Annotated in this window: 19 protein-coding genes; 8 read left to right on the forward strand and 11 right to left on the reverse strand. The window is 66.0% G+C overall.

Features of this window, described 5'->3' with window-relative positions:
* Positions 1 to 2 precede the first annotated feature (2 nt).
* Together NGB94_RS07135 and NGB94_RS07140 are read right to left on the reverse strand one after the other, a co-directional pair.
* Positions 3 to 3,518, reverse strand: coding sequence for a S41 family peptidase (locus tag NGB94_RS07135; protein ID WP_325789919.1), 3,516 nt, complete (start codon positions 3,516 to 3,518; stop codon positions 3 to 5).
* 31 nt (positions 3,519 to 3,549) lie between these two features.
* Positions 3,550 to 5,202: a serine/threonine-protein kinase gene (locus NGB94_RS07140; protein ID WP_325789920.1), complete on the reverse strand. Its 1,653-nt coding sequence runs from the start codon at positions 5,200 to 5,202 to the stop codon at positions 3,550 to 3,552.
* 113 nt (positions 5,203 to 5,315) lie between these two features.
* Here NGB94_RS07140 and lipB point away from each other — a divergent pair, with 113 nt between their 5' ends.
* From lipB to NGB94_RS07155, 3 genes are all read left to right on the forward strand, one after another.
* A complete protein-coding gene (lipB, locus tag NGB94_RS07145; protein WP_091605581.1) occupies positions 5,316 to 6,032 on the forward strand; it encodes a lipoyl(octanoyl) transferase LipB in 717 nt (238 codons plus the stop codon).
* On the forward strand, positions 6,029 to 7,033 hold the full coding sequence (gene lipA / locus NGB94_RS07150; RefSeq protein ID WP_325789921.1) for a lipoyl synthase: 1,005 nt from the start codon (positions 6,029 to 6,031) through the stop codon (positions 7,031 to 7,033). The genes lipB and lipA overlap by 4 nt, the downstream gene beginning before the upstream one ends.
* 92 nt (positions 7,034 to 7,125) lie before the next feature.
* A complete protein-coding gene (locus tag NGB94_RS07155) occupies positions 7,126 to 7,878 on the forward strand; it encodes a DUF4191 domain-containing protein (protein ID WP_325789922.1) in 753 nt (250 codons plus the stop codon).
* A gap of 63 nt (positions 7,879 to 7,941) precedes the next feature.
* On the opposite strand, the gene NGB94_RS07160 is transcribed toward NGB94_RS07155, so the two are convergent.
* The gene (locus NGB94_RS07160) at positions 7,942 to 8,388 is read right to left on the reverse strand and encodes an RDD family protein (RefSeq protein WP_325789923.1); all 447 of its coding nucleotides are present in this window, start codon (positions 8,386 to 8,388) and stop codon (positions 7,942 to 7,944) included.
* A gap of 262 nt (positions 8,389 to 8,650) precedes the next feature.
* Here NGB94_RS07160 and glnA point away from each other — a divergent pair, with 262 nt between their 5' ends.
* Together glnA and NGB94_RS07170 are read left to right on the forward strand one after the other, a co-directional pair.
* Positions 8,651 to 10,075 (forward strand): type I glutamate--ammonia ligase, encoded by a 1,425-nt coding sequence (gene glnA, locus NGB94_RS07165; protein WP_325789924.1) that lies wholly within the window; start codon positions 8,651 to 8,653, stop codon positions 10,073 to 10,075.
* 134 nt (positions 10,076 to 10,209) lie between these two features.
* Positions 10,210 to 11,346 (forward strand): serine hydrolase domain-containing protein, encoded by a 1,137-nt coding sequence (locus tag NGB94_RS07170; protein WP_325789925.1) that lies wholly within the window; start codon positions 10,210 to 10,212, stop codon positions 11,344 to 11,346.
* A 71-nt stretch (positions 11,347 to 11,417) separates the two neighbouring features.
* Here NGB94_RS07170 and NGB94_RS07175 read toward each other — a convergent pair whose 3' ends face one another.
* The 4 genes from NGB94_RS07175 to NGB94_RS07190 form a co-directional block, all read right to left on the reverse strand.
* Positions 11,418 to 12,146 (reverse strand): amino acid ABC transporter ATP-binding protein, encoded by a 729-nt coding sequence (locus tag NGB94_RS07175; protein ID WP_325789926.1) that lies wholly within the window; start codon positions 12,144 to 12,146, stop codon positions 11,418 to 11,420.
* On the reverse strand, positions 12,143 to 13,618 hold the full coding sequence (locus NGB94_RS07180) for an amino acid ABC transporter substrate-binding protein/permease (protein ID WP_418910617.1): 1,476 nt from the start codon (positions 13,616 to 13,618) through the stop codon (positions 12,143 to 12,145). Before NGB94_RS07180 ends, NGB94_RS07175 begins: the two co-directional genes overlap by 4 nt.
* A 107-nt stretch (positions 13,619 to 13,725) precedes the next feature.
* On the reverse strand, positions 13,726 to 16,743 hold the full coding sequence (locus NGB94_RS07185) for a bifunctional [glutamine synthetase] adenylyltransferase/[glutamine synthetase]-adenylyl-L-tyrosine phosphorylase (protein ID WP_325789928.1): 3,018 nt from the start codon (positions 16,741 to 16,743) through the stop codon (positions 13,726 to 13,728).
* A gap of 16 nt (positions 16,744 to 16,759) precedes the next feature.
* On the reverse strand, positions 16,760 to 18,100 hold the full coding sequence (locus NGB94_RS07190; RefSeq protein WP_325789929.1) for a glutamine synthetase family protein: 1,341 nt from the start codon (positions 18,098 to 18,100) through the stop codon (positions 16,760 to 16,762).
* Between the two features lie 248 nt (positions 18,101 to 18,348).
* Between NGB94_RS07190 and panB the strand changes: the two genes are divergently transcribed.
* Positions 18,349 to 19,203 carry a 3-methyl-2-oxobutanoate hydroxymethyltransferase gene (gene panB / locus NGB94_RS07195; protein ID WP_325789930.1) on the forward strand — a complete coding sequence of 285 codons (855 nt, stop codon included), beginning with the start codon at positions 18,349 to 18,351 and terminating at the stop codon, positions 19,201 to 19,203.
* Between the two features lie 45 nt (positions 19,204 to 19,248).
* Here panB and NGB94_RS07200 read toward each other — a convergent pair whose 3' ends face one another.
* On the reverse strand, positions 19,249 to 19,413 hold the full coding sequence (locus NGB94_RS07200) for an SPOR domain-containing protein (protein ID WP_325789931.1): 165 nt from the start codon (positions 19,411 to 19,413) through the stop codon (positions 19,249 to 19,251).
* A 102-nt stretch (positions 19,414 to 19,515) separates the two neighbouring features.
* Here NGB94_RS07200 and map point away from each other — a divergent pair, with 102 nt between their 5' ends.
* Positions 19,516 to 20,394, forward strand: coding sequence for a type I methionyl aminopeptidase (map, locus tag NGB94_RS07205; protein WP_325789932.1), 879 nt, complete (start codon positions 19,516 to 19,518; stop codon positions 20,392 to 20,394).
* 24 nt (positions 20,395 to 20,418) lie between these two features.
* Entirely contained in the window at positions 20,419 to 21,216 is a 798-nt protein-coding gene (gene ppgK / locus NGB94_RS07210) for a polyphosphate--glucose phosphotransferase (RefSeq protein WP_325789933.1), read from the forward strand.
* A 100-nt stretch (positions 21,217 to 21,316) separates the two neighbouring features.
* Here the strand turns inward: ppgK and nrdR are convergent, their stop codons facing one another.
* The 3 genes from nrdR to dnaE form a co-directional block, all read right to left on the reverse strand.
* A complete protein-coding gene (nrdR, locus tag NGB94_RS07215; protein ID WP_325789934.1) occupies positions 21,317 to 21,814 on the reverse strand; it encodes a transcriptional regulator NrdR in 498 nt (165 codons plus the stop codon).
* Between the two features lie 92 nt (positions 21,815 to 21,906).
* The gene (gene hisD, locus NGB94_RS07220) at positions 21,907 to 23,268 is read right to left on the reverse strand and encodes a histidinol dehydrogenase (protein WP_325789935.1); all 1,362 of its coding nucleotides are present in this window, start codon (positions 23,266 to 23,268) and stop codon (positions 21,907 to 21,909) included.
* Positions 23,269 to 23,281: 13 nt separating this feature from the next.
* A complete protein-coding gene (gene dnaE / locus NGB94_RS07225; RefSeq protein WP_325789936.1) occupies positions 23,282 to 26,821 on the reverse strand; it encodes a DNA polymerase III subunit alpha in 3,540 nt (1,179 codons plus the stop codon).
* Positions 26,822 to 26,843: the final 22 nt, after the last annotated feature.

Consider the following 26,843-nt stretch of genomic DNA (forward strand, 5'->3'; position numbering starts at 1 on the left):
CCCTACACCCGCTCTTCTCCACCACGTCCGGGTATGGTTTGCGGCCGCGGGGGCAGCGGCGCCGGGCGCAGGCTGGGATAGCCTTCCCGGGCAGGCGGCACGTCAGTGGGGATCTCCGCCAGCATTTCCTTCAGGATCGCCACACCCTGCTCCAACTGGGGGTCCACGCCCGCTGCATAGGCGTGCGGCGGGTATGGAACCTCGATGTCCGGCTCCACCCCGCGGTTCTCCACGCCGAAGCCCACACCCTGGGTGAACCAGAAAGCGTAGCGCGGCTGGGTGACCGATGTACCGTCCGCCAGATCGAAGCGGCCGTCAACACCAACGACGCCGCCCCAGGTCCGGGTACCGACTACCGGTCCGATTCCCCGCAGCTTGGCCACCTGCGTCACGATGTCACCGTCAGAACCGGCGAACTCATCGGTGAGGATCACGACCGGACCCCGGGGAGCCTGGTCCGGGTAGGTCCCGGCCTGCTCGCCCCGCGGGAGCATCCACGCGGTGACCTTCCTGCCGATGAGCTCTGCGACAAGCTGGGAGGTGTGGCCGCCACGGTTATGGCGGACGTCAATGACCAGTCCGTCCTTGGCCGCCTCGCTGTCCAGGTCACGGTGAAGCTGCGCCCATCCGCTGGCGACCATGTCCGGAATGTGGAGGTAGCCGAAGCCGCCGTCGGATGCTGCACGCACGGCCCGCCGGTTCGCGTTCACCCAATTCTGGTAACGCAGCCGCTCCTCGCTGCGCAGGGGAACGACGGCGATGCGCCGCTGTTGCGGGCCGTCCTCGCCTGAAGTGCGGACAACGGTCAGTTCCACCACGCGGCCGCCGGCGCCCACCAGCAGCGCGGCAGGTCCCTTGTCCGGCGGAACCGGCAGTCCGTCCACGGCAGTGATGATATCCCCGGGGCGAACGTCCGCCCCCGGAGCGCTCAGGGGCGAAATGGCCTTGGGATCAGACGACTCCGGGTCCAGGATGCGCACGACCTCCCAGCCGCCTGCACCCGGACGGAGGTCAGCGCCAAGGAATCCCTGCGCACCTCCCCCGGCTTCCGCGGCACCGGAGGCCGTAACGTACGCATGGGACGTGCCCAGTTCGCCGTGCAGCTCCCAGAGCAGGTCCACCAGGTCGTCATGCGAGCCCAGGTTCTGCACCAGGGGACGGTAACGGGCGTGTACCTCGTCCCAGTCCAGTCCACCCATGTCCGGGGTCCAGAAGAACTCACGCTGCAGCCGCCACGCTTCGTCGAACGCCTGTCCCCAGACCTTCAGCGGCTCCAGCAGGACCCGGATCCTGGCCAGGTCAACGGTGACGTTCTCCGGGGAATCCTCGTCCGCCCGGGCACCGGCGGGAACGGCCCGCAGGCGGTGCTCGTTGCGCAGGACCACCGTGCCTGCGTCCTGGGAGAGTTCGTAGTCTTCCAGCGCAGGAACAAGAACGGAGACTTCCCTGGCCGCTACGTCGAAACGCTCCAGCCTCTTGCCCGGTGCCCGGTCCGAGGAATTGGCCCGTCCGTCGCCGGTGACGCCGTAGACATCTTCGGCCAGCCACAGCAGGGCGCCCTCGGCTGCGCGCAGTTTGGTGTAACTGCCCTGGGGCACCGGAACCGCGATGATCCGCTCTGCCAGCCGCTCCAGGTCAACGGTGGTTCCTGGTGCCTCTGCATCCTTCGGGTCGTCGGACTCCGTGTTGTCGGCAGCAGCATCCTCCACCACGTGGGCGGCGGGGCCGAACGGCGAGTTGGTGCCGGCGGCAAGCGCCACGAGGAACGGCTTCGTGGAGGTGGGGAATCCCAGATCGAAGCCGTGGGTGTCATAGACGGGGTCGAAGCTGCGCTCGGACAGGAATGCGAGGAAGTTTCCATCCGGGGTAAACGACGGGCTGTGGTCATGGAACCTGCCGTCGGTGACGTCCGTGATCGCGGTGTCGCTGCCGGACACTTCCCTTAGCCGGATCCTGCTGCGCGCTCCGTGGACGGTGACGGGCTCAGCCCAGGCCAGCCAGCGGGAATCAGGGCTGAATGCCAGGTCTGTTACGGCTCCGTGGCCGCTGTCTGCTATCTCCACAAGCTGGGCGGTCCCTGCATCCAGGAGGTAGACCTTGCCGAACTCGGTGGCAACGGCCACAAGCCTGCCGTCCGGGCTGGGTATCAGCTGGGCTGTACGCGACGGTGCCGGGAAGGGAACCCGCACCAGTCCGGAACCGGCTGCCTTTTCCTGCGACGCGAGCACTGCCTCGGATGCGCCCTGCGCAGGCGCTTCGGCGCTGTCCTGTCCTCCGGCGGGCGGAGCGGCTTCCGTGCTGCCAGCCGCGGGTCGGCTGACTGCCGAGACCGGGCGCGGCAGGTCACTCACATCCGGCTCGGCGGCTGCCTGGGTGGCCGGTGACGGGGCGGGGACGGGAGCCGGGCGCACATCGCCGGCGGCCGGCAGGGAGGCGAAGACATCCTTGATGAACAGCGCCTCTTCATTGTCCGGGTCCGCGACGTACACGGCACGGCCTCCCGGGAGCGGGCGTCCGAGCCGGGCGCGTACGCCCGGGGTTGCCTCAATGACCCGGGAGGGACCGTCCTTGTGCGTGAGCCAGTGCAGGGTGCCGTGGGTTTCCACGACGCTGGACTTCCCTGAAGCGTCGGGTACGGCGGCGCGGAGGTGCTGTGCCGCATTGAGCGGCCGCGGACGCCGCGTGGTTCCGGCAGATCCAAGCGTGATGTCCAGGCGCTCCGGCTCAGCGTCCAGGGACGGGAGGATCCAGAGCGAACCGGCGGACTCGAAAATAATGCGGGTGCCGTCAGATGAGGGGTGGCGGACGTAGAAGTCCTGGAAATCCGTGTGCCGGCGCAGGTCCGTGCCGGAAGGCGTTACCGAGTAGATGTTGCCGTAGCCCTCATGGTCCGAGAAAAACGCGATCCGGCCCGCAATCCACATCGGGTAGGCCAGGTTGCCGTCCAGCTCCGGGACAAGGCGGACAAACTCCCCGTTGCCGTCAGCATCGATCCACAGTTTCCCGGCAGTGCCGCCGCGGTAACGCTTCCAGCGTGCCGGTTCGCGGCTGAGCACCGAGCCGATGACCAACGGCTGTTCGTCACCGAGCGCAGGCCCGTGGGCAAGGGTGTCCAGCGGACCGTAAGGCAGCCGCTGCGGGGCAGAACCGTCAACGGGGACTTCATAGGCCCAGCGGAGCCGGAAGTCTTCGAACTCAAACGGGCTGGTGGCGATCACGGCTCCCGAGGGAGCGAACCCCCGCACCGTGGTGTTCTGGTTGCCCCAGAACGTGAGCTGGCGGAAATCCCCGCCGTCGGTATCGGCCGTAACGACTTCAGGGGCAGAGCCCTGGGTGACGCTCCAGGCGATCCTCGAACCGTCCGGAGAGAATTTCGGGTTGCGGGCCGGCAGCTGGAGCGAGGAAACCCGCCAGGCCCGGCCGCCGGAGACTGGTGCCACCCAGACATCGTCCTCAGCCACGAAGGTCACTCGGTCGCCGTGCAGGTCGGGATAGCGAAGGTACGGAGTTGAACTCATACCTTCGATCCTATCTTTCGGTACCGGCAGGCTACTGAAGGCTTGCCGCCGCGGGCAGCACCGCCGCGATCCGCCACTGTTCCCCGGTGCGCGCCAGCTCCAGGAGCACTTCCTGCCGCATGGGGCCGCCCGGGGCCGCTGCCTGGGTGCCGTCACGGCGGACCTGCATCCAGCCTGACAATTCGGCGGAGACCGAAACGCGGGTCCTCTGGCCGGAGCCGCCGGCTGCAGAGCTTTCCAGGACTGCCACGGACAGGCCTTCCAGCCGTTCGCTGCGTTCCTGCAGGGCCAGGACCTGTTCCAGGTCTGCCGCTGCCGCGGGTGAACCAGGGAGGTTGACCCAGTCCAGCAGCCGCGGGTTCCCCTGCGCGAAGGCACGCGCCCGGATCACGGTGAGCACTTCTGCGGCAGCCACCGGATCGTCCCCGGTCAGCACGGCCAGCTCAGGCGGTTCGGGCGGCTCCCCGCCCGGGGCTCCTGCCGGCGCCTCAGCGGGCGGCGGCTCAGGTCCAGCCGGGGAAGGTGTGTCGCCGGCGGTGCCAGCGGAAACAGAGCCAGTGGCCTGACCCGTTCCTCCGTTCCCGCTTCCGGGCTCAGGCCGGAGCAGCTGGGGTGCCAGAACCGCGACGGCCCCGAGCACCGCCGTCACACTGACCATGAGCGTGGCCGCTATCAGCCAGCCGCTGAGCAGCCCTGGACCCCTGCCGCGCTTCCGCACTTCTTCCCAAGGCGCCTTCCGGGATCTCCGCCGCGCCCTTAGCCGGGGCCTCCGCGTCCCGGCCGGGCCCGGACTGCCGGACGTACGTCGGGTACGCAGTTCCGGACGAACGCTTGAGTGGACAGCCGGAAGCAGGTCCACCGGTTCCGCCGGGCAGGCCCGCAGCACCCGTGCGGCAAAGTCAGCTGCTTCCGGCCTCAGCTGCGGATCTTCCTCCAGGGCGGAATCCACCAGGTCCCGCAGGCCAGACGGAAGTTCCGGGAGCAGGACGCTGAGGGGAGGGCGCAGACCCGGCACCAGCGGCCTGCCGGTCAGCATGAACCAGCCCAAGGCACCCAGCGCAAACACGTCACCGGCCTGCCCGGCTCCGGAGTCCCCCGCCGGGCCCGCCGGATCGGCGGCCGTGAATCCCGGCGTCCCCGTCCTCGGGCCGCCAGGTTCGGCGAGAAGCCTTCCGGTCCCGAAATCTGCCAGCAGGGGCTTTCCGTTGGCGGTGAAGAGGACGTTTCCCGGGGAAACGTCCCCGTGGACGGCGCCGTCGGCGTGAAGACAGCCCAGGGCACGCCCCACCGCCACGAGCACAGTGACCGTTTCTCCGGCACTGAGGGTTCCGCGGGCGGCCACGAGCCGCGCCAGGCTGTCGCCGGGTGCGTACTCCAGCAGCAGTCCGAACCCGCGGACCGTGGCCAGGATGCCTTCGACGCCCAGCAGGTTCTCATGCCGGTATCTGGACAGGATGCCCAGCTCCCGGCGGATTTCAAAACCATCAGGCAGCGCATCCCGGCCGAGCGGCACCTTCAGGGCGTACCGTTTCCGGTCCACCGGCCGCTCCACCAGCCACACGGATGAGCTGCTGCCCTTCCCCAGGCAGCGGCCTACGTGCCACTGCGGATCAGGGAGTACCGGCCTGGGCGGGGAATCTTCTTCATCCTCTCCGGGTACGTCCGGGTCCTGGACCATTTGCATGCCGATATTTCTAGCCTCTTCGGCGCACTCACGCAGAAGTTATCCACAGGCCCGGCGAAACATGACGTGAATCATGCCCGCTTTCAGTCACAATCCCGGCTAGGGTAGCCGGTATGGATTTGCAGTTTCTGCGCGTGGGCCTTGCTCCGGACTACCTGGATTACCGGGAGGGGTGGGACCTCCAGCGCAGGGCCCACTCCGAGGTGAGGGACGGCAGCCGTCCGAACACCGTTTTCCTGCTCGAACACACGCCTGTTTACACGGCGGGCCGCCGCACCGAACCTCACGAGCGCCCTTTCGACGGCACGGAGGTTGTCAGTGTTGACCGTGGAGGCAAGCTCACCTGGCACGGCCCGGGACAGCTCGTCGGGTACCCCATTCTCAAGCTGCCGGACCCCGTCCTCGTGGTGGACTATGTGGCTGCACTCGAGGAGGCGCTCATTGCGGTGCTGGCCGGCTACGGCGTCGAAGGCCGGCGCGTCGAGGGACGGTCCGGAGTCTGGATCACCGGCACGGACAACGCCCAGGACCGCAAGATAGCCGCCGTGGGGATCCGCGTGGACCACGGCGTCACCATGCACGGCTTCTCGCTGAACTGCAGCAACGACCTGGCACCCTACGCCCAGATCATCGCCTGCGGCATCACGGACGCCGGAACCACCTCCCTGAGCCAGGAAACAGGAACCCTGGTGACCCCCGCCGCCGTCGTGCAGCGGGTCGAGGAGGAACTCATGCGTACCCTCGGGGGGCTCACCAGCCGTCCCGGAGCCGCCGCGTCCGCACCAGCGGCCGCCGGCACAGTCGAAGAAACACAAGGAGCCGTGACGTGACACTTGCCCCCGAAGGCCGCCGCCTGCTGCGCATCGAGCAGCGAAACGTCGCCGTTCCGGTGGAGCGCAAGCCCGACTGGATCAAAGCCAAGGTGAACATCGGCCCCGAGTATGTGCACCTCAAGGGCCAGGTGAAGAAGGAAGGCCTCCATACGGTTTGCGAGGAAGCCGGATGCCCCAACATCTTCGAATGCTGGGAAGACAAGGAAGCCACTTTCCTCATCGGCGGCTCGGACTGTACCCGCCGCTGCGACTTCTGCCAGATCGACACCGGCAAGCCCTCTCCCCTGGACCGCATGGAACCGATGAAGGTTGCCCGGTCGGTCCAGTCGATGAACCTGCGCTACGCCACAGTCACCGGAGTAGCGCGCGATGACCTGGCGGACGAGGGCACCTGGCTGTATGCCGAAACGATCCGCCAGATCCATGCAGTGAACCCGGGAACCGGCGTCGAAATCCTGATTCCGGACTTCTCCGGCAAGCCCGAGCACATCCAGGCGATCTGCGACGCAGCCCCTGAAGTCTTCGCGCACAATGTGGAGACAGTGCCGCGGCTGTTCAAGCGGATCCGTCCCGCGTTCCGCTACGAGCGCTCCCTCGACGTCATCACCCAGGGCCAGGCGCTGGGGATGGTTACCAAGTCCAACCTGATCCTGGGCATGGGCGAGACGCGGGAGGAGATTTCCGGCGCGCTGCGGGACCTGCGCGACGCCGGCTGCGACCTGCTGACCATCACGCAGTACCTGCGCCCCAGCGAACGCCACCTGCCGGTTGACCGCTGGGTCAAGCCCGAGGAGTTCGTTGAACTGAGCGCCGAAGCCGAGGAACTTGGTTTCCTGGGCGTCATGAGCGGGCCCCTTGTCCGGTCCTCTTACCGTGCCGGCCGGCTGTGGGCCGGCGCCATGCGGAAGAAGGGCAGGGTAATGCCGCCCAACCTGGCGCACATCGAAGACTCCGGGACCGCCGCCCAGGAGGCATCCGCCGTCCTGGCCCGGCGGTAGGACGGCGCTCTCCATCAGACTCCAACGGCCCGGCGCCTCCCTTTGTCACGGGGAGAAAGCGCCGGGCCGTCATCACGTAGAATTGACGCATTATGGCCAACAGCACTGATTCCGACGCATCCAAGGGCGCCCGCCGCGGCCTCTTCTCCCGCAAGCCGAAGGCGGAAAAGAAGAACAAGCAGCCCGGCCGCATGAAACAGATCGCCGATGTCTTCAAGATGACGCGGCGCAACGATCCCAGCGTTATCTGGCGGATGGTTGGTGCCTTCCTCGGCATCATCGCCATCGGCCTGGTCATCGGGTTCCTGATCGACAACTGGGTCACGATGCTCATCATCGCGATCCCGCTCGGTCTGCTGGCCGCAATGTTCATCCTTTCCCGCCGCGCCGAGCGTGCCGCCTTCGCCCAGATTGAGGGACAGCCCGGTGCCTCCGGCGCTGCGCTCTCCGTCCTGCGCCGCGGCTGGATCCTCGAGGAACAGCCCGTGGCAGTCAGCCCCCGCACCCAGGACGCAGTCTTCCGTGCGATCGGCCGTCCCGGAATCGTCCTCGTAACCGAAGGCCCGTCCAACCGCGTGAAGGCCCTCGTTGACGGGGAGCGCCGCAAGATGAACCGCATCGTCCCCAACGTCCCGGTCCACGTGATCCAGACCGGCCGCGGCGAGGGCCAGGTTCCGCTCCAGCAGGTGGCCAAGAAGGTCAAGAAGCTCAAGAAGTCACTGACCAAGCAGGAGGTCCAGGCCGTGAACAAGCGCCTCTCCGCCATCGGCCAGCGCCTTCCGATTCCCAAGGGAATCGACCCGTACAAGGCCCGTCCGGACCGCAAGGCCGCACGCGGACGCTAACCGACGCCAAACAGAACGCCCCCGGCAGATTGTGCCGGGGGCGTTTTTTCGTTTGCGGAAGGATCAGCGTCCGTGCTTGACCTTCACCAGGACGGTCTTCATGGCCCGGTCATGCAGGCCCCGCTGGTCGGCGTCGAAAATCAGCGCCGGAACCACGAGGCACAGCAGGACGGTGCGCACGACGCCGGCAAGGGGGCCGGCTGCCCCGCCGTCCAGTTTCTGGACCTGCAGGCTGAAAACGCGGTGGCCGATACTGTAGCCCAGCAGGCCCACGAGCAGGATCTGCTCCGCCGCGAACACCAGCAGGATCGAGTTTCCGGTGCCGCCGAAGAAGGCATAGGCGATCAGTGATGCCACGGCCCAGTCGATCACCAGGGCACCCAGCCGCGGCCCTACCCGGGCAATGGAGCCGGGGCCGGTGCGGGGCCTTCCCAGCCTGCGGCCCGGCCAGTTGTTTTCATCCGACGGAGGGCCTTCGAGCCATGAACCTAAGCTTCTTCTGTCAACCACCGTTTAAGACTACCGGGCTCACCCATGTCCCGCCGACGGACTGTGAAGCGGCCAATTATGCCTGTGGCAGCGCGCACAGGCTAGGGTGGTGATAGGAGCCCGGTGCACGTAACGTCGCCGAAACATTGGTGACACGGGCGGGTAATGGGGTGCTCCTAGACTATTTTTTGTTGCCGGATCCTGCGGGAATCACCGACTGGCGCATGGACAGGCCCACCGCCCGAGGCCTTCCAACCAAACATGTATAAGGAGCATAGACACGATGTTCAAGAATGCGGACGAGGTCCTCAAGTTCATCGCTGACGAAGATGTGAAGTTCGTCGACATCCGGTTCACCGACCTTCCCGGCGTGCAGCAGCACTTCAACGTTCCGGCAAAGTCCGTGGACGCCGACTTCTTCGTCAACGGCCAGCTCTTCGATGGTTCCTCCATCCGCGGTTTCCAGGGAATCGCCGAATCAGACATGCAGCTGATCCCCGATGTCACCACCGCCTTCCTGGACCCGTTCCGCATTGAGAAGACGCTTGCGCTGAACTTCTCCATCGTCAATCCCCGCACCGGCGAGCCCTACCACCGCGATCCCCGCGGCGTGGCCGAGCGTGCTGAGGCCTACCTGGCTTCCACCGGCATCGCCGACACCGCGTTCTTCGCTCCCGAAGCCGAGTTCTTCATCTTCGACAACGTGCAGTACGAATCTGCCCCGCAGGGCAGCTTCTACAAGGTCGACTCGATCGAAGCTCCCTGGAACAGCGGCCGCGAAGAAGAGGGCGGCAACCTGGGCAACAAGACCCCGTTCAAGGGCGGCTACTTCCCGGTTGCGCCCGTGGACAAGCAGGCCGACCTCCGCGACGCGATCTGCGTAGAGCTGGACAACGCCGGCCTCGAGGTCGAGCGCTCCCACCACGAGGTTGGCGGCGCCGGCCAGGCCGAAATCAACTACAAGTTCACCACGCTGACCCACGCGGCCGACGACCTGATGAAGTTCAAGTACATCGTCAAGAATGTCGCCGATGCCTGGGGCAAGTCCGCCACCTTCATGCCGAAGCCCGTCTTCAACGACAACGGCTCGGGCATGCACTGCCACCAGTCGCTGTGGAACGGCGGCGAGCCGCTGTTCTACGACGAGAAGGGCTACGCCGGCCTGTCCGACATCGCCCGCTGGTACATCGGCGGCCTGCTGAAGCATGCATCCGCTGTCCTGGCCTTCACCAACCCGACGGTGAACTCCTACCGCCGCCTGGTCAAGGGCTTCGAAGCACCGGTGAACATGGTCTACTCGCAGGGCAACCGCTCCGCCGGTATCCGCATCCCGATCACCGGTTCCAACCCGAAGGCCAAGCGCATCGAGTTCCGCGCTCCGGACCCCTCCTCCAACCCGTACCTGGCATTCGCTGCCCAGCTGATGGCAGGCCTGGACGGAATCAAGAACCGCATCGAACCGGCAGATCCGATCGACAAGGACCTCTACGAGCTCCCGGCCGAGGAAGCCAAGGACATCCAGAAGGCTCCGGGCTCCCTCGAGGAAGCCCTGGATGCCCTCGAAGCCGACAACGAGTTCCTGCAGGCGGGCGGCGTGTTCACCCAGGACATGATCGAGGCCTGGATCGCCTACAAGCGTGAGAAGGAAATCTTCCCGCTCTCCCTGCGCCCGAACCCCTACGAGTTCGAGCTCTACTACGGCGTCTAGCATTCACGGCGGCTGAACCATCCGCCGCTTGGAAGGCCCGCACCGCTGCTCCGGCAGCAGTGCGGGCCTTTCGTTTTGGCAAGGCCTCCCCGGCAGGCATTGACCCGCCGGGAAATCCGGTGGACCGTTGACGCATGCCCGGATCAATTCAGCCGCTGTGGGACAGCCTCGCTCTGCAGGTGGAGTCCGGATGGTGCCCCGGACTCGTTGCGGGGGTCCGGATTGCCGGACAGACCGAAGTCCGGGCCTTCGGGACGCTCGATACGGCCGGAACGGCGCCGGTCACACCGGAGACGCCGTTCCGCATCTCATCGCTGAGCAAGCTCATGGGCGGCGCCCTGGCCCTCGACCTGGTGGCCGAAGGGCGGCTGGCACTGGACGACGACGTCTCCCGCTGGCTCCCCGGCCTCGGCGGAGTGCGCGTGCTGGCCTCCCCTGACGCACCGCTTTCGGTGACGGTTCCGATCCGCGGCCCGGTGACGCTGCGGCACCTGCTCACCTTCACCGCAGGGTTTGGCATCGATTTCGGGCAGACCCCATATGCCGCGGCGACACGGGACCTGCTCTGGGGCCCCAACCCACCGGACATAGACCCGGATGCCTACCTCGCCCGGCTGATAGAACTGCCGCTTGCCGCGCAGCCCGGACAGCGCTGGATGTACCATTCAGGAGCGGATCTGCTCTCGGTACTGCTCGGCAAAGTCGCAGGCACGACGGTAAGCAGTCTGCTTGCCGAACGGATCACCGGTCCTTTTGGACTCACGGGCACCGGTTTCCCCACCGGCCGCGAACAGTTCCCGTCCGTATACCAGGCAGAAGCCGGCAGGCTGGCCGAGGCGCAGGACTACCGGGACGCGTTCCGCATCCCGCCGCGCTTTGAATCGCTGGCAGGCGGCATGGTCTCGACCGTGCCGGATTACCTGGCTTTCCTCTCGGCCCTGGCAGACGATGTGCTGCTTCCCGCCGGCTTTGCCGCAGAAATGGCCTCGGACCAGCTGGTGGGCAGCCAGCGTGCCGGATTCGCCGAAATGGCCGGTCCGGTGGAGAGCTGGGGCTACCTGACCGCGGTGCAGACAGAACCCGGTGCCGCCTGGTCCGAGCCGGGCATGTGGGGCTGGGCCGGAGGTTCCGGCACCAGTGCCGCGGTCTATCCGAACGGCGACATCGGCGCCGTCTTTACCCAGCGCTTTATGTCCGGCCCGCAGGACACCTTCGACTGGTTCTGGGAACCGTTCGGGCAGGTACGTTCCGCGGTACGCGGGGGCCGTTAATGCCCGACGGCGGCGCCTCTGACGATCCTTTGAGAACGTCCGCCGCACCGCCGTCGTTGGCTGCTGAGGCCCTAGAGGACCTTCGCCAGGAAGTCCTGCAGCCGCGGGGACTGCGGGTTGCCGAAGAGCTCCTCGGGTGAGTTTTCCTCCACAATGTGGCCATCTGCCATGAAGACCACCCGGTCGGCGACTTCACGGGCGAAGCCCATCTCATGGGTGACCACGACCATGGTCATGCCTTCCTTGGCCAGGTCGCGGATGACCTGAAGCACCTCGCCGACCATCTCCGGGTCAAGGGCGGAGGTTGCCTCGTCGAAGAGCATGACGTCCGGCTTCATGGCCAGGGCGCGTGCAATGGCCACACGCTGCTTCTGGCCGCCGGAGAGCTGTGCGGGCCGTGCGTCGGCCTTGTCGGCCAGTCCCACCCGCTCCAGGAGTGCCAGGGCGTTGGCACGGACCTCGGCCTTGGAGCCCTTCTTCAGTTCCACGGGTGCCAGCATGATGTTCTCCAGCACGGACATGTGCGGGAACAGGTTGAAGTGCTGGAACACCATGCCGATGTGCTGGCGGACCTTGTTCAGATCCACCTTCGGATCGGTGAGGTCGAAGCCGTCAATGACGACCTTGCCCGCGGTAATGTCCTCCAGCTTGTTCAGGCAGCGCAGGAACGTGGACTTGCCGGAGCCGGAAGGTCCGATCACGCAGACCACTTCGCCCTCGGCGACGGCGACGTCCAGTCCCTTCAGGACCTCGACCGGGCCGTAGGACTTGCGCAGGCCGATGGTTTCGATCTTGCTCACTTGTTGAACCTCTTATCCAGGACGTCCGCCAGCTTGGTCAGCAGCGTAATGACGATGAAGTACAGGGCAGCGACGATGATGAGCACCTCGGCGGTCCGGAAGTTCACCGCGTAGATCTGCTGTGCCTGGTACGTCAGTTCCGCGAAGCCGATGACGGCAAGCAGCGAGGTGTCCTTCAGGGTGATCACGAACTGGTTGATGAAGGACGGCGTCATGATCTTCACGGCCTGCGGAATGATGATCTTCTGCATGGTCTTGCCGTAGCCGAGGCCAAGGCTGCGGGCCGCTTCCATCTGGCCCGGATCCACGGACTGGATGCCGCCGCGCACGATTTCGGTCATGTACGCACCGGCGTTCAGGCTCAGGGTCAGGACACCGGCGGTCAGCACGTCCACCGGCTGGCCGATGATCTGCGGAAGGCCGAAGTAGAAGAAGAACGCCTGCACCAGGACAGGGGTGCCGCGGAAGATCGACACGTAGGTGGTGGCGATGCCGCGGAGCACGATCTTGGAGCTGACCTTGAAGAAACCGAAGATCACACCCAGGATCAATGCGAAGAACAGGGACAGCGCGGTGGCCAGCAGCGTCAGGCCCAGGCCCTTGGCGAAGGCGGGTGCGTTGTCGGTGACCAGGGACCAGAAGCTTGAGTCGGCTGCGCCGGCGTCCAGGTAGCGGTCCAGGATCTCGTCGTATTCGCCGGATTCGCGGAGGTCCGCGAGGCCTGCGTTGAAGGCCTCCAGCAGTTCGGGGTTGGTGTCGGCGTTGACGGCAAAGCCGTAGGAGGAGCCAACTTCCTTGTCGGTAACGGTCTTCAGGCCGTTGCCGGACTTGATGCCGTACGCCAGGACGGGGTAGTCGTCGAAGACAGCGACTGAGGAGCCGGCCTTGACGTCGTCGTACATCTGCGCCGACTGGGCGAAGGCAATGACGTCGAAGCCGTACTGGTCCTTAATGGACTCGGCGAAGGCCTGGCCTTCGGTGCCCGTCTTGACGGCCACGCGCTTGCCCTCGAGGTCTTCGTAGCCGGAGACATCGTTGTTGTTCTCGGCCACCGCCATCTGGATGCCGGACTCGAAGTACGGGTCGGAGAAGTCGAAGACTTTCTGCCGTTCTTCGGTGATGGACATACCGGCGATGACGCCGTCCACCTGGTTGGACTGCAGCGCCTGGAGCGCAGCGTCAAAGCCGAGGGAGCGGATCTCAACGGAGAAGCCCTGGTCTTCGGCGATGGCGTTCATCAGGTCAATGTCGATGCCGACCAGTTCGCCGTTCTCGCGGAACTCGAAGGGAGCAAAAGTTGTATCGGTACCGATGGTGTAAGTCTTGCCGGCCGCCTCACCGGCAGCCGGAGAGGTGGCCGCGAAGGCCCCGGATGCGGGAATGCCCAGCAGCAGCGCTACAGCTGCCAGCAGGGAGGGGAGGGGAACCGCGAGTGAGGCGGGGCCCTTGGGCACCCGTTTGCCACTGTGCAAAGTAAACATCTCCTAGCTAATGGTTCGCGGCGATGCGCAGCAAACGCCATCAAAGAGCCTACTAGGAATGACAGCACCGAAATTACCGCGGGGTGCCCTGAACGGCCTCAGCCGACCCCGTAACCGTAGAACCAGCGCTCAAAGACGCCGCGTGCCCGCCGGGTGATCCGAAGATAGTCTTCCTCCAAAACCCCGCCCTGACCTGCAGCGTAACCGCACCAGCGAGCGACGGCTTCCAATTCGCGGCGGGATGAGGGCAGCACGTCAGGGTTCCTTCCGCCGCGAATCACATTTGCACAACGGATCCGGCTGGCCAGTAGCCAGCTCTCCCGCAGGATGGCGGTGTCCGTCTCCGGCAGGAACCCCGCATCGGAGATTGCATCCAGCGCGGGCAGGGTGGCCGTGGTGCGCAGCGCGGGATATTTGCGGGCATGCTGCAGCTGGAGCAGCTGTACCAGCCACTCGACGTCGCTCAGTCCCCCGCGGCCCAGTTTGAGCTGCCGGGAGGGGTCCGCCCCGCGCGGCAGGCGTTCGGCTTCCACCCGGGCCTTGATCCGGCGGATTTCCCGCACGTCGGACTCTGCGACCTGCTCCGGATAGCGGATCGGATCGATGAGCGAGATGAAGTCCTCGCCCAGCCGGTCGTCACCGGCCATTGGACGGGCCCGCAGCAGTGCCTGCGCTTCCCAGGCCAGGGACCAGCGCTCGTAGTAACCGGCGTAGGAGTCCAGACTGCGCACCAGCGGCCCCTGGCGGCCCTCCGGCCGCAGTGCGGCGTCGAGCTCCAGGACCCGTTCGGCCTGGACTGCCGGGCGGCAGGGCTGCTGCAGCAGGGAAGAGACAAGCTGCACGATCTTCTCAGCCTGTCCCTGCGCGGCCTGGGCATCGGTGCCGGGCAGCGGGCGGTGCACGTAGAGCACGTCGGCGTCGGACCCGTAGCCGATCTCCCGGCCGCCCTGGCGGCCCATGGCAACCACCAGGACATCCGTGAGCTGTTCCTCACCGGCGTAGACCTCGTTTTCAGCCACATGCAGGGTCCCCAGGACCGCGGCGCGGTCGTTGTCGGACAGGGCGCGGCCCACCTCTTCCTGGCTCAGCAGGCCGGCGCTGTCCGCCAGCGCAATGCGCAGCATTTCCCGGCGCCGGATCAGGCGGATCAGGCGGACGGCTTCCGCCGGCCGGGGATGCCGGGACATCTTGGCGCGCATTTCCTGCCAGAGCGAATCGAAGCTGGAGGGCTGCAGGTCCTTGTCCGTTCCCAGCCAGGCGGTGGATTCCGGGGACACTTCCAGCAGGTCACTGATGAACCGTGAGGAGGAAAGGATCTGGCAAAGCCGCTCCCCCGCGGCGGATGAGTCCCGGATCATGCCGAGGAACCAGTGGCTGTCCCCGAGTGCCTCGCTGAGCCGCCGGAAGCCGAGCAGCCCGGCGTCGGGGTCCACGCCGTCGCCCAGCCAGCCCAGCAGCACCGGAAGCAGCTGGCGCTGCAGCGCTGCCCGGCGGCTGACGCCGCTGGTGAGGGCCTCGATGTGCTTCATGGCTCCGCGCGGGTCGGCGTAGCCCAGCGCCGCCAGCCGGGCCTGGGCCGCTTCCGGGCTGAGCCGGACCTCGGCTTCGGAGAGGTTCGCCGCGGTGGCGAGCAGTGGTCGGTAGAAGATCGCTTCATGCAGCCGGCGTACCAGGCGCTTGGTCCGCTGCCAGTTCTCCAGCAGCCGCTCGGCGCTGGGGCGGACCAGGGCCAGGGCGCCGGCCGAGGACTTGGAGAGGGCACGGAGGGCCGGCTCCGATTCGGGCATCAGGTGGGTCCGGCGCATGTGCACCATCTGGATCCGGTGCTCCAGCACGCGGAGGTAGCGGTACGCCGCGTCAAGGTCGGCGGCATCGCCGCGCCCAATGTAACCGCCCTCGCTCAGCGCTGCGATAGCCGCCGTAGTGGTGCGGACCCGCAGCGTGTCGTCGATCCTGCCGTGGACAAGCTGAAGCAGCTGGACGGTGAACTCAACGTCGCGGAGCCCGCCCTTGCCCAGCTTGATCTGCCGGGTCTCCTCATGGGAAGGAATGTGGTCGGTCACGCGCCGCCGCATGGCCTGGACCGACTCAACGAACCCGTCCCGCTCCGAGCTGGACCAGATGAGCGGGGCAACGGCGTCTTCATAGCGCCTGCCCAGTGCCGGGTCCCCGGCCACCGTGCGGGCTTTGAGCAGCGCCTGGAATTCCCAGGTCTGTGCCCAGCGCTGGTAGTAGTTCAGATGCGAGTCCAGCGTGCGGACCAGCGGTCCGTCCTTGCCCTCCGGGCGCAGGTTGGCGTCTACCTCCCACAGCCCGGGTTCGGGGACCGAGGCGTTGATGACACGGGAAATACCTGCCGCCATCGCCGTGCCGATGCGTCCGGCGAGTGTCTCATCAAGGTCCGGGGCATCCATCACGTAAATGACGTCGACGTCGGAAATGTAGTTGAGCTCGCTGGCACCGCACTTGCCCATGCCGATCACGGCCAGGCGCACCGCGGCGACGTCGGCCGGTTCGAAGGCATCTGCCAGCTCCGCGCGGGACACAGCCAGCGCAGCCTCCAGGGCGGCCCCGGCCAGGTCGGCGAGTTCACGCCCGACGGCGGGCATGGTGTCTTCCGGTGACGCTGCCCCCAGGTCGCGGATCGCCAGGTCCAGGAGATGCCGCCGGTAACGGGTCCGCAGCCGGACGTAGGCCTCCGGGCCCGTCAGGCGCGCCACTGGATTCGGACCTGTTCCGGCCTGCACGGACTCCAGCAGCGACGCGCGGAGTGTCCGGGCAGGAACCTGTCCCGGTTCGGCACGCGGGCCCGTGCGGAACAGCTCGGCGTTCTCCGGGTGCCGCATCACGAACTCGGCCAGTGCCTCGGACGCTCCAAGCACCCGGAACAGGGCTTCGCCATCCTCCTGCTCCCCGCCCGCCAGCTCAGCGAGCGACGGGACGCGCGCGAGCAGCCGCACCAGGGACTGCAGGGCCATGTCCGGATTCGCTGCCCGGACAAACCCGGCGAAGAGCCGTTCCTGGTCGATTCCGGAAAGTTCCGGAGCGGCCAGGAACCGTTCGCTTTTCTCGAGGTCCGTGAATCCGGCGGCGATCAGGCGTCTGGTCAGGCTCATCGGCAGTCAGCTTCCGTTAGAGGATGCTCAGGTTCTTCTTCAGCTCGAAGGCCGTGACCTGCTGGCGGTATTCGTTCCAGTCGGCCTGCTTGTTGCGCAGGAAGTTCTCGAAGACCTGCTCGCCCAGGATCTCCGCGACCAGTTCCGAGTCTTCCATGACGCGGATGGCATCATGCAGGCTCGACGGCAGCGGCGCATGGCCCATGGCCCGGCGTTCAGCGGCGCTCAGCGACTCGATGTCGTCTTCCGCGCCCGGGGGAAGCTCGTAGCCTTCCTCGATGCCCTTCAGGCCTGCACCCAGCAGCACGGCGTAGGAAAGGTAGGGGTTGGCCGCGGAATCGATGCCGCGGTATTCGATCCGCGCGGACTGTCCCTTGCCCGGCTTGTATAGCGGCACCCGCAGCAGGGCGGAGCGGTTGTTGTGGCCCCAGGACAGGTAGCTGGGAGCTTCTCCCCCTCCCCAGAGCCGCTTGTAGGAGTTCACGAACTGGTTGGTCACCGCTGTGAATTCGGGTGCGTGGCGCAGGATGCCGGCCATGAACTGCCGCGCGGTGGTGGAGAGCTGGAATTCGGCTCCGGCTTCGAAGAAGGCGTTGGAGTCGCCCTCGAAGAGGGAGAAGTGAGTGTGCATGCCGGACCCCGGGTGGTCGGAGAACGGCTTGGGCATAAAGGTGGCGTAGCAGTCAGTCATCAGGGCGACTTCCTTGACCACCGTGCGGAACGTCATGATGTTGTCCGCGGTCTGCAGTGCGTCCGCGTAGCGCAGGTCGATTTCGTTCTGGCCGGGGCCTGCCTCATGGTGGCTGAACTCCACGGAGATGCCCACGGCTTCAAGCATTGACACCGCGGTGCGCCGGAAGTCCTGGGCCACGCCGCCCGGAACGTGGTCGAAGTAGCCGGCACGGTCCACCGGGACCGGCTCGCCGTCGGGACCGGGCTGGTCCGACTTCAGCAGGTAGAACTCGATTTCCGGGTGCGTGTAGCAGGTAAAGCCCATGTCCGCGGCCTTGGCGAGCTGGCGCTTGAGCACATGGCGGGGGTCGGCTGCCGAGGGCTGTCCGTCGGGCGTGAGGATGTCGCAGAACATCCGGGAGGTCTGCTCCTCGTCTCCGCGCCAGGGCAGGATCTGGAACGTCGAGGGGTCCGGCTGGGCCAGCATGTCCGATTCGAAGATCCGTGCCAGTCCCTCAATCGAGGAACCGTCAAAGCCCAGGCCCTCCTCAAAGGCACCTTCGACTTCCGCCGGAGCCAGGGCCACCGACTTCATGGAACCCACCACATCCGTAAACCACAGCCGCACGAACCGCACGTCGCGTTCTTCGATCGTTCGCAGAACGAATTCCTGCTGGCGGTTCATGCTTAACCTCTTTCGCTGTACTTCGCTTGGCGGTTCCGGTTCCGGTGCCCAACGGGCTCCGGAAAACAGCATCGGGCCACTCAGGCCGCGCTGCGGGACAGGCTCGCTCGGCGGTGCGCGCAGCCTGCAATTACTCTACCCAGCCAACGCGGTTTTTCGACTCAGGACAGCGCGTGCCCTGCGGACATTACGCGCAGGACATAAAGCGGGCCCGGCACGGCCCGGCCAACGTTTAGTAGTCTCGAAGAATGACCAGCGCTGAACAGCCCAAACCGTACGGCACCGAACAGAGCACGGCACCGGTGCCGCCGCGGCGGGTACGAACCTCCTACCTCCAGCAGCTCAAGGACACCGGCGGGAAATTCGCCATGCTGACTGCCTATGACCAGTACACCGCGCAGATCTTCGACGAGGCCGGGATCGAGACCCTCCTGATCGGGGACTCTGCCGCCAACAACGTCATGGGGCACGAAACGACCCTGCCCATCACGCTGGACGAAATGATTGTCTTTGCCAAGTCGGTTTCAGCCGGAGCCAAGCGTGCACTGATCGTCTGCGACCTCCCGTTCGGCTCCTATGAAGTGTCCCCGGCCCAGGCGATCGAATCCTCGGTCCGGCTCATGAAGGAGGCTGGCGTGCAGGCCGTCAAGATGGAGGGCGGCGCCCACTACGCGGACCATGTCCGGGCCATGACCGCGGCCGGCATCCCCGTGATGGCGCACGTGGGCTTCACGCCCCAGAGCGAGCATGCACTGGGCGGCTACAAGGTACAGGGACGGGGCGACGCCGCGCAGGCGGTGATCGAGGACGCAACGGCCCTGGCCGAAGCCGGCGCCTTCTGCGTCCTGATGGAGATGGTTCCGGCAGACGTCGCAGCCGCCGTCGACGCCGCCGTGCGCGTTCCGACGATCGGCATCGGCGCCGGAAACGCCACTACCGGGCAGGTACTGGTGTGGCAGGACATGGCAGGAATGCGCGGCGGCAAGGCGCCGAAGTTCGTCAAGGCCTTCGCGGACGTCCGCTCAGTTCTCTCCAACGCCGCCCGCGAATACGCTGACGAAGTCCGCAGCGGCACCTTCCCGGGTCCGGAACACAGCTTCTAGCCGGTGTGTCCCGGCGGGGGCCCGCAAGCCGCCCGCCGGGACTGCTCAGTCTTCGTCCTGCTTGTCCCAGGCCTCGTTGCGCGCCTGGACCTTCTGCAGGGCGGCGGCAGCTTCCTCCCGGGTCTGGTACGGCCCCAGCAGCTTCGTCCAGTCCGACTGCGGGCCCACCTCGACTTCGTGGGTCTGAACATTGAACCAGTACTCGGCCATTGGCCCTCCTCAGTCTCGGCCCCGGGACCGTTGGGGCGGCCCGGGGATGCGCGGCCACCGTTCCATGCAGCAGCACGGAACGCTGGCGATAAGATCGATACTATGCCCCAGAATATTGCCGCCGCACCCCTTGGCCGCCTGCAGCCGGGAACGGTCTCTCCCCGCCGGCACGTGCCTGCCTCGATCGCCCGTCCCGAATACGTGGACAGGGACGCACCCGCGAAATTCACCGGCTCCGAGGTCAAGTCCGCGGAAACCATCGAGAAGATCCGCATCGCCAGCAGGATCGCTGCGCAGGCCATCGCAGAGGTGGGCAAGCATATTGAACCCGGTGTCACCACTGATGAGCTGGACCGGGTGGCCCATGAATTCCTGCTGGACCACACGGCCTACCCTTCCACTCTGGGCTACCGGCACTTCCCCAAGTCCATCTGCACCTCCATCAACGAGGTCATCTGCCACGGCATCCCGGACACGACCGTGATCCAGGACGGCGACATCGTCAACGTGGACATCTCCGCGTACATCAACGGCGTGCACGGCGATACCAATTACACCTTCCTGGCCGGAAATGTGGACGAGGAGTCCCGGCTGCTGGTCGAGCGCACAGCCGAATCGCTCCGCCGGGCCATCAAAGCCGTGATGCCCGGCCGCGAAATCAACGTCATCGGCCGCGCCATCGAGTCATATGCCAGGCGCTTCGGCTACGGTGTGGTTCGGGACTTCACCGGGCACGGCGTGGGCGAGGCGTTCCACACCGGGCTGATAATCCCGCACTACGACGCCGCACCGGCGTACAGCCGCCTCATCGAAACCGGAATGGTGTTTACCATTGAGCCTATGCTCACTCTTGGGACCATTGAGTGGGACATGTGGGAAGACAACTGGACCGTGGTCACCAAGGACCGCAAACGCACCGCCCAGTTTGAACACACCCTGCTCGTCACCGATGACGGCGCCGAAATCCTGACCCTGCCCTAGGGCAACGCCTAGCACTGGAGAACCATGGCCAAGAAGCACAAGAACAAGCACGACGCCGTCATCGGCATCGACATCGGCGGCACGGGCATCAAGGGCGGCATCGTCGACCTCGCCAAGGGCAAGCTCATCGGTGACCGCTTCCGCATCCCCACGCCGCAGCCCGCCACCCCCGAGGCAGTGGCCGGCGTCGTTGGCCAGATCGTCGCCGAGCTCTCCTCCCGCCCGGAGGGACCCGGCACCGATGTTCCCGTTGGCGTGACCTTCCCGGCCATCATCCAGCACGGTGTTGCCCGCTCCGCGGCCAACGTCGACAAGAGCTGGGTGGACACCGACGTCGACGCCCTCCTCACCAAGGCGCTGAACCGCGAAGTGCAGGTCATGAACGACGCCGACGCCGCGGGCCTGGCTGAGGCCCGCTACGGCGCGGGCCGCGGCGTTGACGGCACGGTGCTGGTCATCACCCTGGGCACCGGAATCGGATCAGCCCTGATCTCCAACGGCGCCCTGGTTCCCAATGCCGAGCTGGGCCACCTGGAGATCGACGGCGTCGACGCTGAAAGCAAGGCTTCGGCCTCTGCCCGCGAACGCGACGACATCAGCTGGGAAGAGTACGCCAAGCGACTGCAGCGCTACTTCTCCCACGTGGAGTTCCTCTTCTCCCCGGACCTGTTCGTCATTGGCGGCGGCATCTCCAAGCGCAGCGAGGACTTCCTGCCCATGCTGGACCTGCGTACGCCCATGGTCACGGCCAACCTGAAGAACAACGCCGGGATCGTCGGCGCAGCGCTGCAGGCAGCCCTGCACTTCAAGTACATCAAGTAGCACCGCCCCCCCCCAATCGAGAGGCCAGTTGCGGCTCTTTTCAGCCCTGGAAAGAGCCGCAACTGGCCTCTCGGTGTTTGCTGGGGGCACCCGACGGCGTCTACTGGGCCGTCAGCGGCCTCTGGGCTCCCGCCGGCACCCCGCCGGTACGGGCGGACTCGGCTCGAAGGGCTGCAATCGCGGTTTCGAAGTCCTCCAGGGAGTCGAAGGACTGGTAGACGCTGGCGAAGCGCAGGTAAGCCACCTGGTCCAGTTTCTGCAGCGGCTGCAGGATGGCCAGGCCCACTTCATGGGCCTGGATCTCGGCCACGCCGGAGGCACGGATGGTTTCCTCCACCTCCTGGGCCAGCAGCGCCAGGTCATCCTCGCTGACCGGACGGCCCTGGCAGGCCTTCCGTGCGCCGTTGATAACCTTGCTGCGGCTGAACGGCTCAGCCACGCCGGAACGCTTGATGACACTCAGGCTCGTTGTCTCCACGGTGCTGAACCGGCGTCCGCATTCGGGACACTGCCGGCGGCGGCGAATCGCTGACCCGTCGTCAGCCAGGCGGCTGTCCACGACCCGCGAATCGGCGTTGCGGCAATACGGACAGTACATTCCTCGGTCCTTTCACACGCTGCGGCGGGCTTGGCGCCCTCATTCTAGGTCTGCGCTCCGCCTGGCTCACAACCGGGCGGAACCGGGCGCCGCTATTCGGCGAAGCGGATGCTTACGGCATCCCCGTGTGCCGGCAGGTCCTCGGCGCGGGACAGCGCCACGACGTGCCCGCTGACCTCTTCCAGCGCGCTGCGCCCGTAATCGATCACCTGGATGGCACGCATGAAGGTCGTGACGTTCAGGCCGGAGGAGAATGCGGCGGTCCCGGCGGTCGGAAGCACATGGTTGGAACCGGAGCAGTAGTCGCCAAGGCTGACCGGGCTGTAGCTTCCCACGAACACCGCGCCCGCGCTGGTGATGCGGCGGGCCACGTCCTGCGCCGCGGCAGTGTGGATCTCAAGGTGCTCGGCTCCGTAGGCGTTGCAGACCGCAATTCCCTGCTCCAGCGAATCCACCAGCACGACGGCGGACTGCGCACCGGAGAGCGCAGTGGCCACACGTTCCGTGTGCTTGGTGGCGGGTACCTGGATGTCCAGTTCAGCGCGCACGGCTTCAGCGAGGTCAGGCGAGTCCGTGACCAGCACGGAGGCTGCGTTGGGGTCGTGTTCGGCCTGGCTGATCAGGTCCGCTGCCACGAACTTCGGTTCCGCCGTGGCGTCCGCTAGGACGGCGATCTCCGTAGGGCCGGCTTCCGCATCGATTCCGACGACGCCCTTCACCAGCCGTTTGGCCGTCGCCACGAAGACGTTGCCCGGTCCGGTCACGACGTCCACCGGTTCCAGTGCGGGGCCGGCGCCGCCTTCCGGAATGCCGTAGGCAAAGGCGGCGATCGCCTGGGCACCGCCAACGGCGTAAACCTCTTCGATCCCCAGCAGTTCGGCGGCAGCAAGGATGGTTGGGTGCGGCAGGCCGCCGAATTCCTTCTGCGGCGGCGAGGCGAGGGCCAGCGATGCGACACCGGCGGCCTGCGCCGGAACCACGTTCATGACCACGGAGGACGGGTAGACGGCCAGGCCGCCCGGAACATAGAGACCCACCCGGTTGACCGGCACCCACCGGTGCGTGACCGTGGCGCCGTCGGCGATGTCCACCTCGACGTCAGCCGGGCGCTGCGCCTGAGCGAACAGCCGGGCACGGCGGATGGATTCCTCGAGTCCGGCACGGACTGCCGGGTCCAGGTTCGCCAGCGCCTCGGCCAAGGCCTGCCTCGGAACGAGCGGATGGTCCTGGCGGACGCCGTCGAACTTTTCGGCGAGTTCCGCCAGCGCCGCGAATCCGCGGGAACGAACGTCGTCGATGATGGCGGAGACGGCGTCGGAGGCCACGTCGGTGGTGGTCTCCGCGCGCGGCATCACAGCCTTGAGCTGCGCGGGGGTATGAACCCTGCCGCGCAGGTCGATGGTACGCAGGGATTCAAAGGGCTGACCGGTTCGTTCAGCTGCGGAGAAAGTCACAAATCCATTCTACCTAGGCATCCAGGCACGCAGGCCCCAGCAGCACCTTCAGGTCGCCGAAGAGGGACGGCGTGGGGTTCACGCGGAGGTCCACGCCCAGTTTCATGACTTCCACCGTGCGGTTGCCGTTAAGCCGGATCTGCACTTCCGAGGTTCCCGGATGTGTCCGCAGCACGTCGCCGAGCTGGGTCACGACGGTCTCGGTCGCCTTGTAGGTAGCCATCGAAATGACCACCGGCCCGGAGTGGCCCTCGCTGAGGTCGGGAACGGTGAGTTCCTGCGCGTTCAGCGTCACCGCGCCGTCGTCCCGGCGCTGCAGGCGGCCGCGCACGACGACGATCAGGTCCTCTGCCAGCACGGCGGCAATCGGGCCGTAGACCTGGCCGAAGAACATGACTTCCATGGAGCCGGCAAGGTCCTCGATCTCGCAGCGGGCGTAGGCGTTGCCGCTGTTCTTCGCGATGCGCCGCTGCAGGGAGGTGATCATGCCCGCGATCGTCACGATCGAGCCGTCGGGCGGACCTTCCTCGCTGACGATCGAGGTAATGGAGGAATCTGCATGCTGGCTGAGGATTCCTTCCAGCCCCTGCAGCGGGTGGTCGGAGACGTAGAGGCCCAGCATGTCCCGCTCGAAGGAAAGCTTGTCCTTCTTCTCCCACTCCGGCAGGTCCGGAATATCGATCGAAATTGAATCTTCCGGCTCGGACTCCCCCATGCCCGCGAAAAGGTCGAACTGGCCGACCGCCTCGTTGCGCTTGAGTACCACCACTGAGTCGATGGCTTCTTCATGGATCATGGCCAGCGGCCGGCGGGCGTGCCCCATTGAATCGAAGGCACCGGCCTTGATCAGGGACTCGATCGTGCGTTTGTTGCAGACCACCGCAGGGACCTTCATCAGGAAGTCCTTGAAGTTGGTGTACGCACCCTTTTCCTCGCGGGCACCGACCATTGCCTGCACCACGTTGGTGCCGACGTTGCGGATGGCACCCATGCCAAAGCGGATGTCCTTGCCCACCGGGGTGAAGTTCACGGAGGACTCGTTGACGTCCGGCGGCAGCACCGTGATGCCCATCTTGCGGCATTCGTTCAGGTACAGGGCGAGCTTGTCCTTATCGTCGCCCACGGAGGTGAGCAGCGCAGCCATGTATTCGGTGGGATAGTGCGCCTTCAGGAACGCTGTCCAGTAGGAGACCAGCCCATACGCGGCGGAGTGCGCCTTGTTGAAGGCGTAGTCGGAGAACGGCAGCAGGATGTCCCAGAGCGCCTTGATGGCAGCCTCCGAATAACCGCGCTCCACCATGCCGCCGTGGAAGCCTTCGTACTGCTTGTCCAGTTCGGATTTCTTCTTCTTGCCCATGGCTCGGCGGAGGATATCTGCCTGGCCGAGCGAAAAGCCGGCCACCTTCTGGGCGATCGCCATAACCTGTTCCTGGTAGACGATCAGGCCGTAGGTGGTGTCGAGGATTTCCTTGAGCGGTTCTTCCAGCTCAGGATGGATCGGCGTGATCTCCTGGACGCCGGTCTTGCGCAGCGCATAGTTGGTGTGCGAATTCGCGCCCATGGGACCCGGGCGGTACAGGGCGATCACGGCGGAGATGTCTTCAAAGTTATCCGGGCGCATCAGCTTCAGCAGCGACCGCATGGGCCCGCCGTCGAGCTGGAACACGCCCAGGGTGTCACCGCGGGCCAGGAGTTCGTAGGACTCCTTGTCATCGAGTTCAAGCGTCTCAAGGTCAAGGTCTACGTCCTTGTTGAGCTTTATGTTCTCGATGGCGTCGGAAATGATGGTCAGGTTCCGCAGGCCGAGGAAGTCCATCTTGATCAGGCCGAGGCCCTCGCAGGTCGGGTAATCGAACTGCGTGATGATCTGGCCGTCCTGCTCCCGCTTCATGATCGGGATGATGTCGATCAGCGGGTGCGAGGACATGATGACGCCGGCGGCGTGTACGCCCCACTGGCGCTTCAGCCCTTCCAGGCCAATAGCGGTCTCGAAGACGCGCTGGGAATCAGGATCGGTAGCCAGCAGTTCGCGCAGCTCTTCGGCTTCGCCGTAGCGCTTGGCTTCCTTGTTGTGGACGTCGGTCAGGGAGATGCCCTTGCCCATCACGTCCGGCGGCATGGCCTTGGTGAGGCGCTCACCGACGGAGAAGGGGTAGCCCATCACGCGGGAGGAGTCCTTCAGCGCCTGCTTTGCCTTGATGGTTCCGTAGGTGACGATCATTGACACACGGTCCGCGCCGTACTTCTCGGTGACGTAGTGGATCACCTCGGAGCGGCGCCGATCATCGAAGTCGACGTCGAAGTCAGGCATGGACACACGGTCCGGGTTCAGGAACCGCTCGAAGATCAGGCCGTGCGCCAGCGGGTTCAAATCGGTGATGCGCATGGCGTAAGCAACCATAGAACCGGCACCGGAACCACGGCCCGGGCCAACCCGGATGCCGTTGTTTTTGGCCCAGTTGATGAAGTCGGCAACCACCAGGAAGTAACCCGGGAAGCCCATCTGGGTAATGATGCCGATCTCGTATTCGGCCTGCTTGCGTACGTCGTCCGGAATGCCGTTGGGGAACCGGTACTGCAGGCCGGTTTCGACTTCCTTGACGAACCAGGATTCCTCGTTTTCCCCGGGAGGGCAGGGGAAGCGCGGCATGTAGCTGGCCTTGGTGTTGAATTCGACGTCGCAGCGCTCGGCGATGAGCAGCGTGTTGTCGCAGGCGTCCGGGTAGTCACGGAACATGGCGCGCATTTCGGCCGGGGACTTGAGGTAGAACTCGTCGGCGTCGAACTTGAAGCGCTTGGGGTCGGCGAGGGTGGAGCCGGACTGCACGCACAGCAGCGCCGCATGCGCCTTGGCGTCTTCGGCGTGGGTGTAGTGGAGGTCGTTCGTGGCGACCAGCGGCAGGTCCAGTTCGCGGGCGAGCTTGATCAGGTCGGCCTGCACGCTGCGTTCGATGTCCAGCCCGTGGTCCATCAGTTCGCAGAAGAAGTTGTCCGCCCCGAAGATGTCCCGGAAGTCCGACGCCGCCTGCTTGGCTTCGTTGTAAAGGCCCAGGCGCAGCTTGGTCTGGACTTCGCCGGACGGGCAGCCGGTGGTGGCGATCAGGCCCTTGCCGTAGGTCTGCAGCAGGTCCCGGTCCATGCGGGGCTTGTAGAGGTAGCCTTCCAGCGAGGCCAGGGAGGACATGCGGAACAGGTTGTGCATGCCTTCGGTGTTTTCCGCCCACATGGTCATGTGGGTGTAGGCACCGGCGCCGGAGACGTCGTCGCGCCCGCCGCCGCCCCACTTCACGCGGGTCTTGTCCTGTCGGGCCGTGCCCGGGGTCAGGTAGGCCTCCACGCCGATGATCGGCTTGATGCCGGAGTTCCGCGCCTTGTTCCAGAAGTCGAACGCACCGAAGACGAACCCGTGGTCCGTGGTGGCCAGGGCGTTCATGCCCAGCTCATCGGCGTGGCTGAACAGGTCGGTCAGGCGTGCTGCCCCGTCCAGCATCGAGTATTCGGTGTGATTGTGAAGGTGGACAAACGATTTCGACGTACCAGTTGCTGAAGCCACCTAACCATTCTAGGCCGCCGGG

Source organism: Arthrobacter koreensis, from assembly GCF_035792275.1.
Classification (GTDB): Bacteria; Actinomycetota; Actinomycetes; order Actinomycetales; family Micrococcaceae; genus Arthrobacter_B; species Arthrobacter_B koreensis_A.

What these genes read in the sequence shown, in the direction of transcription:
- panB (WP_325789930.1), top strand. Translation starts at nt 18,349, where the DNA reads ATGACCAGCGCTGAACAGCCCAAACCGTACGGCACCGAACAGAGCACG.
- NGB94_RS07200 (WP_325789931.1), bottom strand. Translation starts at nt 19,413, where the DNA reads ATGGCCGAGTACTGGTTCAATGTTCAGACCCACGAAGTCGAGGTGGGC.
- NGB94_RS07170 (WP_325789925.1), top strand. Translation starts at nt 10,210, where the DNA reads ATGCCCGGATCAATTCAGCCGCTGTGGGACAGCCTCGCTCTGCAGGTG.
- ppgK (WP_325789933.1), top strand. Translation starts at nt 20,419, where the DNA reads ATGGCCAAGAAGCACAAGAACAAGCACGACGCCGTCATCGGCATCGAC.
- nrdR (WP_325789934.1), bottom strand. Translation starts at nt 21,814, where the DNA reads ATGTACTGTCCGTATTGCCGCAACGCCGATTCGCGGGTCGTGGACAGC.
- map (WP_325789932.1), top strand. Translation starts at nt 19,516, where the DNA reads ATGCCCCAGAATATTGCCGCCGCACCCCTTGGCCGCCTGCAGCCGGGA.
- NGB94_RS07140 (WP_325789920.1), bottom strand. Translation starts at nt 5,202, where the DNA reads ATGCAAATGGTCCAGGACCCGGACGTACCCGGAGAGGATGAAGAAGAT.
- NGB94_RS07190 (WP_325789929.1), bottom strand. Translation starts at nt 18,100, where the DNA reads ATGAACCGCCAGCAGGAATTCGTTCTGCGAACGATCGAAGAACGCGAC.
- lipB (WP_091605581.1), top strand. Translation starts at nt 5,316, where the DNA reads ATGGATTTGCAGTTTCTGCGCGTGGGCCTTGCTCCGGACTACCTGGAT.
- NGB94_RS07155 (WP_325789922.1), top strand. Translation starts at nt 7,126, where the DNA reads ATGGCCAACAGCACTGATTCCGACGCATCCAAGGGCGCCCGCCGCGGC.
- glnA (WP_325789924.1), top strand. Translation starts at nt 8,651, where the DNA reads ATGTTCAAGAATGCGGACGAGGTCCTCAAGTTCATCGCTGACGAAGAT.
- NGB94_RS07135 (WP_325789919.1), bottom strand. Translation starts at nt 3,518, where the DNA reads ATGAGTTCAACTCCGTACCTTCGCTATCCCGACCTGCACGGCGACCGA.
- NGB94_RS07185 (WP_325789928.1), bottom strand. Translation starts at nt 16,743, where the DNA reads ATGAGCCTGACCAGACGCCTGATCGCCGCCGGATTCACGGACCTCGAG.